This window comes from Gluconobacter sp. P5B12 (genome assembly GCF_018812035.1).
Taxonomy (GTDB): Bacteria; Pseudomonadota; Alphaproteobacteria; order Acetobacterales; family Acetobacteraceae; genus Gluconobacter.
The window spans coordinates 847,906-860,558 of the sequence record NZ_JACRVV010000001.1 but is presented as its reverse complement, the minus strand read 5'-3'; the positions used below and the strand labels follow the sequence as shown (position 1 = coordinate 860,558).

Here is a 12,653-nt window from a genome sequence, read left to right as displayed (position 1 = left end):
CGACCCAGAACATAAAAAAGGCCGGCCTTCGTCCCCCGACGAATAGACCGGCCATATCAAGCAGACCTGAAGAGCGGTCAGGCTGCCTGAACTGTATCAACCTTTGGCTTACTGGCGCGCACCGGGGCAGCACTTGCCGCATGCGGCGTCAGGGTGCGCTGAACTGCATTCTGCCAGCCGTCCAGCATGATGCGACGCTGTGCAGGATCCATACGCGGAGAGAACAGACGCTCCTGAGCCCAGGTTGCCGCAACTTCTTCCAGGCTACCCCAGACACCAACATACAAGCCGGCAAGGAAAGCAGCGCCAACGGCCGTCGTCTCGACGTTTACAGGGCGCTCCACATCGGCCTTGAGCATGCTGGCGAGGAACTGGGCAAACCAGTCGTTAGCGGCCATGCCACCGTCAATACGCAACGTCTTGGCCCGCATCGCACCGTCCTGACGCATGGCGTGAACGAGGTCATAGGTCTGATACGCAACAGATTCCAGCATCGCGCGGGCAATGTGTGCCTGCGTCGAGCCCAGCGTGAGACCACAGATCATGCCACGGGCTTCAGGATCCCAATGTGGCGCGCCAAGTCCGACAAAAGCTGGCACCATGTAAACGCCATGGCTGTCCGGAATACGGGTTGCCATATCATCGGTCTGTGACGCATGCGTGATCAGTTGCAGACCATCACGCAGCCACTTGATGCCGGCGCCTGCCACGAAGATGGATCCTTCGAGAGCATAGGTCGTCTTGTTACCAATCCGGTAACCAATGGTTGTCAGCAGACGGTTATTGGACTGAATTGGCTTTTCGCCTGTGTTCAGGAGCATGAAGCAGCCCGTACCATAGGTCGCTTTCGCCATGCCTTCTTCAAAACAGGCCTGCCCGATCAGAGCAGCATGCTGGTCACCCGCCATACCACCGATCACGATGGACTCACCGAACAGGTCAGGCTCTGTTTTGCCAAACAGGCCGCTATTGTCCTGGACTTCAGGCAGAAGCGCACGAGGCACATTGAACAGGTTCAGCAGTTCATCATCCCACTGAAGGGTGTGAATGTTGAACAGTGAAGTACGGCAGGCATTCGTGATGTCGGTTGCATGGCGTTTGCCACCCGTCAGACGCCACAGAAGGAAGCTGTCGATCGTGCCCGCGGCCAGTTCCCCTGCTTCAGCACGCTTGCGGGCACCTGCAACGTTATCAAGAAGCCAGGCAATCTTGCTTGCTGAGAAGTACGGGTCCAGCAGAAGGCCCGTCTTATCACGAACAATTTCTTCGGCGCCCTGCTCACGCAGGCGATTGCATTCCTGAGCCGTCCGGCGATCCTGCCAGACAAGCGCATTATGAATGGGCTTGCCGGTCTTGCGATCCCAGACCACGACTGTTTCGCGCTGATTGGTAATGCCAATCGCAGCAATCCGCCCAACACCACCAGCTGTGGAAATCGCTTCACGCGCCGTCTCGAGAACGTCTTCCCAAATATCTTCCACGTCATGCTCGACCCAACCCAGCTCAGGATAGTGCTGGGGGAATTCGCTACGTGAGATGGACACGGCGCGGGCATTGCTGTCGAAAACAATACTGCGGGTCGATGTCGTGCCCTGATCGATCGCGAGAATGTAGTCTTTCTTTGCCATGCTACTTACTCCGGAAACGGACAGATCAAGAGACCTTGTCGATGACGGGACCTGTCGAGGCAGGTACGGAAGGGTTCGAAACGACGAGCACAGGCTCGGCCAGGTTTAGCGCTTCAGATGATGGCGCAGATGCTACCACAGAAATCCGAGGCATGAAGGGGCGAAGACCATACTGGTAGATCGCGGCACCAATCGGACCACCGACCATTGGCGCTGCAATTGGCACCCACCAGTAGTTAGACGGAGCCGGAATGGCAGCCTGCCCCCACCCTGCAAAGAAGCAGAACAGGCGTGGACCAAAGTCACGAGCCGGATTGATGGCCCAGGCTTCCAGATACCCGGCAGACGCACCGATGATTGCAACCAGAAGACCAATGATCAGCGCACCGGAATTCGCCTGCGGAGCCTGTGTATTGTATTGGCAGGTCACGGCGAAAATACCGAACACCAGAATACCGGTCAGAACAGCCTCATCCCAGAACGCATGAGCGACACTGATGAAATCGCCCGGATGCGTGAAAAACACCCCAGCAGAGCCGCCATCCAGTGCACGCGTCAGGCCATGAGCCGCATTGTAGTGGTCAATGACCGGCACATAGAGCGAGTACACAAGTGCCGCGCCCGCCAGACCACCCAGAACCTGAGCACCAATGTAGGGTACGACCTTCTTCCATGAGAACCCACGGAAGAGCGCAAGTGAGAGCGTCACAGCCGGGTTGGCGTGCGTGCCGCTGACTGCCCCGGTCGCGTAAATCGCAACTGTAACGGACAGCCCCCAGACGATACAGACGCCCCAGTAGGCCGTCTTGTACGGGCTGGGATCGTAAAGCGAATACATGGCAGCGACGCCATCTCCGAAGAGAATAATGATGGCGACAGCAAAGAACTCAGCAAGGAGTTCACCAAGGTAGCGTTTATTCTCTGACATGACCGGATGTCCGACATGAGAATTGAAGGAAAGATCAGGCGACGTCCTGCCGCCATGTTCCGGAGGTCTCGGAGCCAGCCGAACGTTCTGTTCCGGCACGCTCCTCGATATAGGTCTGGAGTGCGGCTTTCTCGGCATCGGTCATGAACAGACCCAGCTTCGAGCGGCGCCACAGCACGTCCTGCGCAGACCGTGCCCATTCGTTGTCGATCAGATAATCGACTTCGCGCGCACTCAGTGTCTTGCCGAACCACTGCCCCATATCGGCTTCTGCCTGCGTAGCGATATCAAACGCCCGCAAACCGTAATTCCGCATGAGCCGCCATGCTGTGTAAGGGGCCAGATGAGGCGCATACGCCTGCAGCTTCGCCACCTGACGGTCAAAATCAGCCGGTGCAAAATCACCGCCAGGCAATGGCGTCTCAGCAGTCCAGGATGGACCGCCCAGCACAGGAAGATGTGGAACCAGCTTTTCAAGTGCATGCTCGGCCAGCTTGCGGAACGTCGTGATCTTGCCGCCAAAAACAGACAGGATCGGCGCACCAGACGCATCAACATCCAGCACGTAGTCGCGCGTTACAGCGGAGGCATTGCCAGAGTTGTCGTCATAAAGCGGACGAACACCGGCATACGTCCAGACCACATCATCCGGACTGACTGACTTCTGGAAATAGCGGCTGACGCTCTCGCAAAGATACTTGATTTCATCTCCTGAGATTTCAACCTTGCCAGGGTCCTGTTCCCAGGGAACGTCCGTCGTGCCAATGAGCGTGAAATCCTGCTCGTAGGGGATCGCGAACACAATCCGCTTGTCCGGATTTTGCAGGATATAAGCCTGCTTGCTCTCGAACAGGCGTGGCACCACAATGTGGCTTCCCTTGACGAGACGCACCTTGTTACGGCTCTGCACGCCAACACGATCCTGAAGAAGCTCTGCGACCCATGGTCCAGCTGCATTCACAATGGTCTTGGCCTGAACTGTCCGTTCTTCACCACTGTCGCGGTCAAGAAGCGTTGCGGTCCAGAGCTGTGGCCCACGTTCAGCTTTCACAAGTTTGGTGCGCGTGTTGATGGAGGCCCCCAGACGGGTGGCATCCATGGCATTGAGCACAACCAGACGGCTGTCCTGCACCCAGCCATCGGAATATTCGAACCCACGCACGTATTCGCTCTTGAGAGGGCGCCCCGTCACGTCCGTGCGGAGGTTCACCGCGCGCGTTTTCGGCAACGTCATGGTCGTGCACAGGTGATCGTACAGGAACAGGCCGGTCCGTAGCAGCCAGGCAGGACGCAGCATCTTGGAGTGTGGCAGAACGAAACGCATCGGCCAGATGATGTGCGGCGCAATCTTTAACAGACGCTCACGCTCAATCAGGGCCTCACGCACCAGCCGGAATTCGTAATATTCCAGATATCGCAGACCACCGTGGATCAGCTTGGTGCTGGCAGAAGACGTATGGCTTGCAAGGTCATCCTGCTCGACAAGGATAACCTTCGCACCACGGCCTGCGGCATCACGGGCAATGCCGCAGCCGTTGATGCCCCCACCGACCACAAGCACGTCATAAGGCGCGCTGTGCGGGCTTGAAGGCGAAACTTCACGAATCGATGACATAACAATCTCCTGCCACCACGCTCCAAAACGAGCATCTGATGTTCGTTTTCGCGCATATTGAACGATAAAGTAAAGAGGGATCTTCGGTTTATAACAGATTAGTGTTCTTTTTTTCGCGCACTACTGTGATGTTTGAGCGATATGTAGCGTCACATTTGCCGCGTCCAGAAGCGCCTGAAATGCGTCCGAGACGGGGCGATCGGTAATCAGATCGTCAATATCTGCCAGTCCACCCACGCGCCCCATGGGCTGCCGACTGAATTTTGTATGATCTGCCAGCAGCAGAACACGGCGAGAATTTCGGATAATCGTACGGGCACACTGAATTTCATTCAGGTCGAAATCCAGCAATGTCCCGTCATCTGCGATACCACTGATGCCGATCACGCCGAACTCTGTCCGAAAAGAATCCAGGGTCTCAATCGCAGCAGCGCCCAGAATTGCCCCGTCCTTGGGACGGAGCTCTCCCGCTGCGATCACGGTTCTAAAATCAGGTCTTCCGGAAATAAGAGACGCAACATGGAGGTTGTTAGTCACGACCCGCAGGTCCCGATGGCCGCCGAGAGAACGAGCGAAAGCCTCGGTTGTCGTACCAATATTAATAAACAGGGACGAGCGGTCAGGAATGAGAGACGCCGCGCAACGGCCAATCGCATCCTTGGCCTTCAGGTTCAGTATCTGCCGTTCATTGTAGGCGATATTTTCAATGGTGGAGTTCGGTGTCGCTCCGCCGTGATGTCGAGTCAGTAGCCCCTGCTCTGCCAGAAACCCAATGTCCCGCCGAATGGTTTGCACCGCCACATCGAACTGCTGTGCCATGTCTTCGTTCGACACATAGCCCTGACTGCGAACCAGTCGGATGATCTGTTCCTGACGAGGGTTGATCCTGATGGTGGGGTTGCTCATGTACACTGACCTGAAGTGATTTACAGAGCAGTGTGACAACACGAACAAAAACGCGCAATCACGAACTTTGTCAGCGACAGACCCCGTGACGCTTTTTAATCACCCCACCATCAAAGACATTTCAGATTTCGATATTCTGAAGAACCTTGAAGCCTTCAAAGACTGGCGGCCCTACGGTCAGCACTTTGCCTTGCCCGGCGCCCGCATGAGCAGCGCGGAACTGCTCAGACTGTGTCCAGCCAACAAAGGCCTCATAAGATTCCCAGACCGTATGAGACGCATAAAGAACATGATCTTCTTTGGCTGGCCCCTGCAGGAATTGAAAACTGACAAATCCTGGAACGGTCTTCAGCAGGACCTCCCGCTCCAGCCAGCGCTGCCGAAAAGCATCTTCGCTATCAGGCCGTACCTTGAAACGGTTCATTGCAATATACATGATGTCTCTCTCTTGTTGATATCTTCCGGCATGACGAGATCATGCGGAACAATGAACGGACGCCCCGTGCTGCAATGTTGATGAATGCAGCCATCAGGAATCCCAAAAACGTCGTGGAGAAGTTCAGAAGTCAGGATGTCACGGGGGAGACCGTGTGATTGTATCCGCCCCTGATGCATAACGACGATACGATCGGCACAGGCCGCAGCCCAGTTCAGATCATGCAGAACCAGCAACACGCTTCCGCCATGCGCGGCATGCATCTTTGCAATCTGAAGAATGAGGCGCTGCCGTGCCATATCCTGTGCGGACAAAGGTTCATCCAACAACAGACAGCCGGGCACGCCGTCCCGCGCTGCGGCCTCAAGCTGCGCCAGCACCCGCGCAAGATGAACGCGCTGCCTTTCCCCCCCGGATAGCGTCATAATGTCGCGTTCCATGAACGATGACAGCCCGACGCGATCCAGCGTGTCCTGTGCAATCGCAACACGCGCAGCCATCGGGCGGCCCTGCCCCGAAATAGCTGTCCCCATAAGAACCAGCTCCAGCGCCGTGAAGCGCGCGCGCATCGGACACTCCTGGGGCAAGAGCGCCCGGCGGCGAGAAAGTTCGCCTGCGGAAAGCGATCCAATTTTTGAGCCATCAAAGCGGATCTCACCGCCATGTAGCGACATCAAGCCGCATGCGAGCTTCAGGAGCGTACTTTTGCCCGCGCCGTTAGGTCCCACAACAGCAACAATTTCTCCTGCCGCGAGCGCCAGATCAAGGTTGTGAACAATCTCACGACCACCTGCTCTGGCTGAGACGTTCTGAATTTCCAGTGTCATGATGGAATGTCCGCTCCATGAATGCGGCTCAAAAGCCAGACAAAGACCGGGGTTCCGAGTGCTGCGGTAATTATGCCAACAGGCAGTTCCGCAGGGGCCGCAACCAGTCTGGCAATCGTATCAGCCGCAGTGAGAAGAATAGCCCCAAGAAGAGCGCTGCCAGGCAGAACCAGACGGTGGTCTGGACCGGTGACCAACCTCACAAGGTGAGGAACTACAACGCCAACAAAACCAATGGCGCCCACAAACGCGACTACCGGCCCGACGGATGCAGCCACCCCCAGCATTGCCAGCCGTTTTGTCCGCTCGACAGGATACCCCATCAAAGCAGCATCTGCTTCACCCAGAAGCATGGCGTTCAGAGGAACAGCAAGACGTGTCGCAATCACGCCTGCAAGGACAAGAAATGGCGAGAGCAGGCCAATACGTTCCCAATTTGCCCCCGAGAAACTCCCAAGAGTCCAGAACGTCAGATCTCGCAGCGCCGTGTCGTTGGCGCGAAAAATGAGAATGCCCGTCAATGCACCAGAAAAAGCTCCGAACGCGACGCCAGCCAACAGAACAGTCGTGACAGAGGTGATGCCAGCGCGGGTCGCAAAGACGTAAAGGAGGAGTGTGACGAGAAAGCTGCCCAGCATTCCGGCCAAAGGCACGGCCCAACCGTTTAGAAACCCTGACTGAGCCATATCAACGCCCAGTACAATGACGCACGAAGCAGCCAGAGCCGCCCCGGAAGACACGCCAATCAACCCCGGATCAGCCAATGGATTCCGAAAAAGCCCCTGCATCGTTGCACCCGCGGCCCCCAAAGCTGCACCAGCCATGGCGGCGAGCACGACACGTGGTGCACGAATATGCGCGATCACCATCCAGGCTAGATTTCTGGTCGCAACGTCCGGTGCATGCAGGAGCGTACCAATGCCTGCCCCGCTTGCACCAACCTCGACTGCGACCAGCATGACAAGAATTAGCAGCGGCAGAAGCGATAGTAAGATCCAGCCCGCATGCACGCGCATTGCCCTCACGCAGGATGCTCCGCTTTTGCCATCAGTCGTGCCAGATCCAGCGCAGCTTCGGGCGTTCTCGGACCAAATCCTAGAAGGCGCTCCCCTTCCATTTCTACAATGGCTTTTTTTTGCCCCGCTGGCGTCAAACTGAATCCGGGGTCGCTCAAGAAAGCTTTGCGGATATCCTCGCCCCCCTGGTTCATTGTGAGAATGATATCGGGCTTCAGGGCTACAAGGGATTCTGTGTTCAGGAGCTTGTAGCCCTGCAGATCCGCTCCGACATTGACGCCTCCTGCAAGCCGGATAACGGCATCGGCAGCGGTGCCACGCCCCGCCGCGAGCGGACGGTTATTCGTCATGCGCATAATAAACAGGACGCGCGGTGACGCAGCATGTGTGTCGCGCCAGTCTTTAAGAGCAGAAAACTTCTGCTGAATATCCTGAGCAAGCTGCGTGCCCGCCTGCTCACGGTTCACAACTTTTGCCAGAAACTGCGTCCGGCCGATAATAGCGTCAGGCGAAGGCGTTGAATCGACAAACACAATCGGAATACCTGACGCCACCAACTGAGACATGGCATCGGCCGGGCCTGCTGCGTCCATCGCAAGAATGAGATCCGGCTTTACGGATAAAACCCCTTCCGAGGAGATGGCTCGCATATAGCCCAGAGATTTTTTATCTTTCAGTGCAGTTTCCGGCCAGGTCGAAGTCGTATCAACGGCGATAATTTGATCGGCGGCCCCAAGACGATAAAGCGTCTCGGTGATTGTTCCTCCAATACAGGCAATTCTGGAAGCGGCTCCCAGAACAACCTGACGACCGCGACTGTCCGTAACCATACGGGTTGCAGCATGCAGACAGGATGGCATTAAAGCGCTGGCGCAGATCAGACTTAGAAAATTGCGGCGTTCCAAACCAAATCCATTCATCGCCCCTGCCCTTCTCGCATCAAGAAACATCTGTCGCCTGGAACCATGCAATCGAAAGTCATTCTCATTTAAAGGCTAGCTCTTTCATTCCGGCTGAACGAAAAATCACGCCCAGAACTCAAAGCGACCATCTGATCAATACAACTGGAGAAGCGCGCAAAGGCTTCTTCAGCCGCAGCAACACACATAGCCCGGTCCAGTTCTGCGTTATCGATTGCCGCTTTGAACATTTTCCACGATAAGCCCCGCCCTTCCGGGGCTGGCGCCAAATGACGAGCTCCAAAACTTTCTGTCAGGCCCAGAGCCATCGCCATCTTGGACAGAATATTCGCCCCAAGCTTCGATCCTTCCGCGACATATAACCAACCTACGGCAACCGAAGGATTGAGCGGAATCACATTCCCACGATGCGCCATCGGGGCAGTAAGACCAAGATCTCTCATGTCAGCTTCCACCCAGGGAAAGCGGTTACGCGCCTTAAGATCAGGGAGAAGATTTCGCAATATTTCGTTTTCGTAAATATTTGTCATATCTCGCAGGAAAACATACTGAGACAAAAGAAAGATCCGATATCCATCCAGACTGGAAAAAATTCCCATGGACATGATCTTATGATCGGTCCGGTCATGAATGGATTTTGTCTTTTCCCGGAGCGCCAGGGACAGCGTATTGTCGGTGAAAAACGCGCTCATATCCGCCATTTCTCCTTTTGATCTCAGCCGGAATGAATACCTGAATCGTTGGCTCGCCTTCTCGAAGAAAAGAGTCGACGCGGCTCTGTGTGGCATATTCATCCGGCACCTTCAATGAAAATGAGAATCACTATCATTTAGATTGACGCTATAAAAATCCCTCGCCATTAGATGCGACCGGTTCTCATTTAAGGGTGATGGCTTCCATGAGCAGACATAGCGTTCGTCCAACACGTTTTCTGCGACAGCCCATGCTGGCGACCTCCGCGCTGGTCTGTATTTTTGCATCGTTACCGTCTGCTCAGGCACAGTCCGGCACCGGCTTGGAGAATGTCGGAGATGCAAAAACAGACAGCATTCCACCGCACGCCGAAGCGGCGCCTACAGTTCAGCTCAAGCCCCTCCATGTTCGAGGGCAGGCCGTTGCAGACATCATTGGGTCAATGAAAGTTGACCCGGATGCGGACTATAGTGCCGTCGGGAAACCGCGTGTCATGACTCTGACAACAACGCTTAAAACACTTCAGTCCCGCATGATTGACAGCATTTCAGACTATGCTCGTCGCGTGGACGCGGGAGTAAATTACAACAATAACAATCTCAGCATTAATATGCGTGGGCTGGATCAGAACCGCATTCTCACCACCATAGACGGCATTCGAACGATCTGGGCGAATGACGGCGCACGTGGTGTCAGCGGCGGTGTTTCATCCTACGATTTCAATTCTCTTGGCTCGATCGACATTGTCAAAAACGCGAACTCCGGCTTTTTCGGAACAGGTGCACTCGGCGGTGTTGTTTCACTCAAAACGCTGGACCCGGAAGACCTTCTGACAGGCAACAAGGCTTATGGCGGCCTGACCAAGCTGACATATGATGGCTCCAGCGAAAGTGGATACCTCAACCAGGCTCTTGCCGGACGTTATCATAACACAATGATCCTGGTTCAGGGCGGCTATCAGACCGGCAGCCAAACCGGAAATATGGGGGGCACAGGCGGCGTTGGGTCCACACGATCAGACAAAGATCCAGCCTCCTACACACAAGGAAACTTCCTGGGTAAAATTCATCAATACGTGGAAGGCGGTCATCGCTTCGGCTTAACGGGTGAAGTGTTTGATCGGAATTACAACGAAAATACTCTGAGCAGTATCAGCTCAACTTACAGCCGCTATCACACACTGGAAGAAAGCAAGCGCACGCGCGTTTCCGGTAGCTACGATTATAAGTCTGAGAAGCCCACAGCCTTTATCAGCGAAGCGCATCTCATTGCTTACTGGCAAAAGGTTAATTCAATCACAGACACAGCCGCCACTCGACTGACAGCTCCCATTGGGGAGTATGACAGGAACAGCAATCTAGCTGTTCAGTCATACGGAACAACCGGCTCCATCACGTCAAATATTTTCACTGGCCCATTCCATCACGTCATTACCCTTGGCGGAGAAGCCTATATTACAGACACCAGCCAATATGCTGCGGGTCTCGATAATTGCAGCCCACGGATCTATTCGTGCAGTTTCTTGCATGTAAACCAGTCCGATATGCCTGATGTTCATGGCACAGATCTTGGAGCGATAGTGCAGGACCGAATTGGTTTCGGGAAAATGGAATGGCTCCACGTTACGCCGGGATTCCGCTTCGATCATTACAGACGCAGCCCACAATACACTGCAAGCTATGCTAGAAATGCCGCATATGAAGGTACACCGGACGGGGCCAGCGGCTCGCATTATTCTCCGAAAGTTCTGGTCGAAGCCCGGGTGCTGAAAAACCTTACGCTTTACGGACAATACTCACAGGCTTTCCGTGCGCCCTCCGCAACAGAAATGTACCTGACCTATGGTGGTACAGGCAGCTATGTCTCGATCGGGAACCAGAACCTCAAACCCGAGACCAGTCGTGGCTGGGAAGTCGGGGCGCGATATGGAGATTCCAAACGCGGCGCAACAATTTCATTCTTCGATAATTACTACCACAATTTCATCGATACGATCACGACAACAGCGGCAGCCGCCGGCATCGGCGGATACTACCCATTTGGTGTTTTCGAATACGTCAACCGCCAGCATGTCCGTATCTACGGCGTAGAAGCACGCGCTAACTGGACTTTCGCCAATTACTGGCAGGTATGGACGTCCCTTGCCTATTCTGATGGCCAGGATACCGATGAACATGTTCACCTGAACTCGGTTGCACCATTCCGCGGAATTGTGGGCGTAGCCTACAATCGGGAACACTGGGGCGCCAATTTCTCCACGACATTCGCGGCTGCACGCAACAAGGTGCAGAACATGGCGTCTAATGTGAACAAGACACCGGGCTATGCACTCTTCGATTTAACAGGCTGGTACTCGCCAAAATTCTTCCCGAACCTGCGCGTGCAGGCCGGCATGTATAATATGTTCAACAAACGTTACTATAATGCATTGGATGTACCTGACAGCATTAGCGTTCCCAAGTCCTATTACACGCAGCCCGGCCGCAGTTTTAAAGTGACAACGCTCATCAATTTCTAAGCGTCAGAACCCCGACCTGAAACACCGTGACCCACGCCAGAATACGTCACGGTGTTTCAAAAAAAACCAAGTGTCTCGCACCCGAAGCCAGCTTTCACTGTTCGCAGCACCTTGCGATTGGAAAGTTGGATTTCAGTCAATGTGCCATCATCTTCATTCGCCACAAGCACTGTTGTGCCATCGGGTCTAAAGGCCGCATCCATCGGTTTCCGACCAACGGGAACGGGGTACTGGTCCCATTGAGGAAGGCTGATCAATGTTACAATCGGTTCAAAATCTCCAATCACAAGAAGCCATTTTCCATCGGGGCTAACCCGCACGATCTGTGCACTTTTATGATGATGCTTCAGTTCAACTTCCTGACGCAGCTCTCCCCCATCGACATCCATTAGAAATAACGAAGGATGCAAGGCATTGCTGACCACGAGAAATTTTTCATCCGGCAGATGATCAATACCAGCAGAGGGCGCAGGAAGAACAATCGTACGCCTGAAGCTATCATCGCCAATACGCAGAACCGTCAGTGTCGCATCTTCTTCGTTTTCCGTGACGATAAGCTTACGCTGCGGAAGAACAGCGAGCCTATGTGCATTCCGGGAAAATGCCTGCAGAACACGTATTACTCTCTTCGTCTCCGGATCTATCACCGCCACGGCAGCGCTTGCCTCACAGCAGACATACAGCAAACCATCTGGACCGAAACGCAACGTATGCGGAGATTCAAGAGGTGTCAGATCAATGTCTGAAAATCTGGTTCTTGCATGCAGATCTATAACTGAAACGAAATGGTTTGGGACAGGATTGTTGCCGTGAAAACCATTTCCGTAGGCTGGTACAAATGCGAGCCCACGACCATTATCTATGGCCAGTTCATGTGGCAGGCTCGGCATGCCGCCAATATGATCCAGCACTTCGAGCGTTATCGGGTCCAGGAAAAGAAGCTGTGCGCCCTTCTTGTCCACGACAATTAATCCGCTGCAATGACTGGAAGTCATAAACCGTCCTTGCTTTTACTTGTCTCAGGATACTCCTGATACAGAACAATATAAAAAGCATTTGGTTTTAGATGGTCCGGCCGAAATGCTGTCACAAAAATGCCAGCGTCAATCAAAACCAGACCATACGTTTTACAAGTTGTACGTCAGACCGAACTAAGATGCGATAAA

General features: G+C 54.3%; 11 protein-coding genes. 1 reads left to right on the top strand and 10 read right to left on the bottom strand.

Annotated elements, in window-relative coordinates; translation table 11 throughout:
• Positions 1-77 precede the first annotated feature (77 nt).
• The 9 genes from glpK to KP702_RS03845 all read right to left on the bottom strand — a co-directional run bounded on the left by glpK (position 78) and on the right by KP702_RS03845 (position 8,968).
• Positions 78-1,628 (bottom strand): glycerol kinase GlpK, encoded by a 1,551-nt coding sequence (gene glpK, locus KP702_RS03885; protein WP_202206729.1) that lies wholly within the window; start codon positions 1,626-1,628, stop codon positions 78-80.
• Positions 1,629-1,653: 25 nt separating this feature from the next.
• Positions 1,654-2,556 (bottom strand): MIP/aquaporin family protein, encoded by a 903-nt coding sequence (locus KP702_RS03880; RefSeq protein WP_046899839.1) that lies wholly within the window; start codon positions 2,554-2,556, stop codon positions 1,654-1,656.
• Positions 2,557-2,590: 34 nt separating this feature from the next.
• On the bottom strand, positions 2,591-4,171 hold the full coding sequence (gene glpD, locus KP702_RS03875; RefSeq protein ID WP_202206728.1) for a glycerol-3-phosphate dehydrogenase: 1,581 nt from the start codon (positions 4,169-4,171) through the stop codon (positions 2,591-2,593).
• A gap of 120 nt (positions 4,172-4,291) precedes the next feature.
• Positions 4,292-5,077, bottom strand: coding sequence for a DeoR/GlpR family DNA-binding transcription regulator (locus tag KP702_RS03870; RefSeq protein ID WP_202206727.1), 786 nt, complete (start codon positions 5,075-5,077; stop codon positions 4,292-4,294).
• 121 nt (positions 5,078-5,198) lie between these two features.
• Complete coding sequence (locus tag KP702_RS03865; protein WP_046899501.1) at positions 5,199-5,513, bottom strand: antibiotic biosynthesis monooxygenase; 315 nt, start codon at positions 5,511-5,513, stop codon at positions 5,199-5,201.
• On the bottom strand, positions 5,498-6,340 hold the full coding sequence (locus KP702_RS03860) for a heme ABC transporter ATP-binding protein (protein WP_202206726.1): 843 nt from the start codon (positions 6,338-6,340) through the stop codon (positions 5,498-5,500). The genes KP702_RS03865 and KP702_RS03860 overlap by 16 nt, the downstream gene beginning before the upstream one ends.
• Complete coding sequence (locus KP702_RS03855; RefSeq protein WP_086633933.1) at positions 6,337-7,356, bottom strand: iron ABC transporter permease; 1,020 nt, start codon at positions 7,354-7,356, stop codon at positions 6,337-6,339. Before KP702_RS03855 ends, KP702_RS03860 begins: the two co-directional genes overlap by 4 nt.
• A 5-nt stretch (positions 7,357-7,361) precedes the next feature.
• A complete protein-coding gene (locus tag KP702_RS03850; RefSeq protein WP_202206725.1) occupies positions 7,362-8,276 on the bottom strand; it encodes a hemin ABC transporter substrate-binding protein in 915 nt (304 codons plus the stop codon).
• Positions 8,277-8,344: 68 nt separating this feature from the next.
• The gene (locus KP702_RS03845; RefSeq protein ID WP_202206724.1) at positions 8,345-8,968 is read right to left on the bottom strand and encodes a biliverdin-producing heme oxygenase; all 624 of its coding nucleotides are present in this window, start codon (positions 8,966-8,968) and stop codon (positions 8,345-8,347) included.
• 251 nt (positions 8,969-9,219) lie between these two features.
• Between KP702_RS03845 and KP702_RS03840 the strand changes: the two genes are divergently transcribed.
• A complete protein-coding gene (locus KP702_RS03840) occupies positions 9,220-11,487 on the top strand; it encodes a TonB-dependent hemoglobin/transferrin/lactoferrin family receptor (protein WP_202206804.1) in 2,268 nt (755 codons plus the stop codon).
• Positions 11,488-11,543: 56 nt separating this feature from the next.
• On the opposite strand, the gene KP702_RS03835 is transcribed toward KP702_RS03840, so the two are convergent.
• Complete coding sequence (locus KP702_RS03835) at positions 11,544-12,482, bottom strand: beta-propeller fold lactonase family protein (protein ID WP_202206723.1); 939 nt, start codon at positions 12,480-12,482, stop codon at positions 11,544-11,546.
• Between the last annotated feature and the right edge of the window lie 171 nt (positions 12,483-12,653).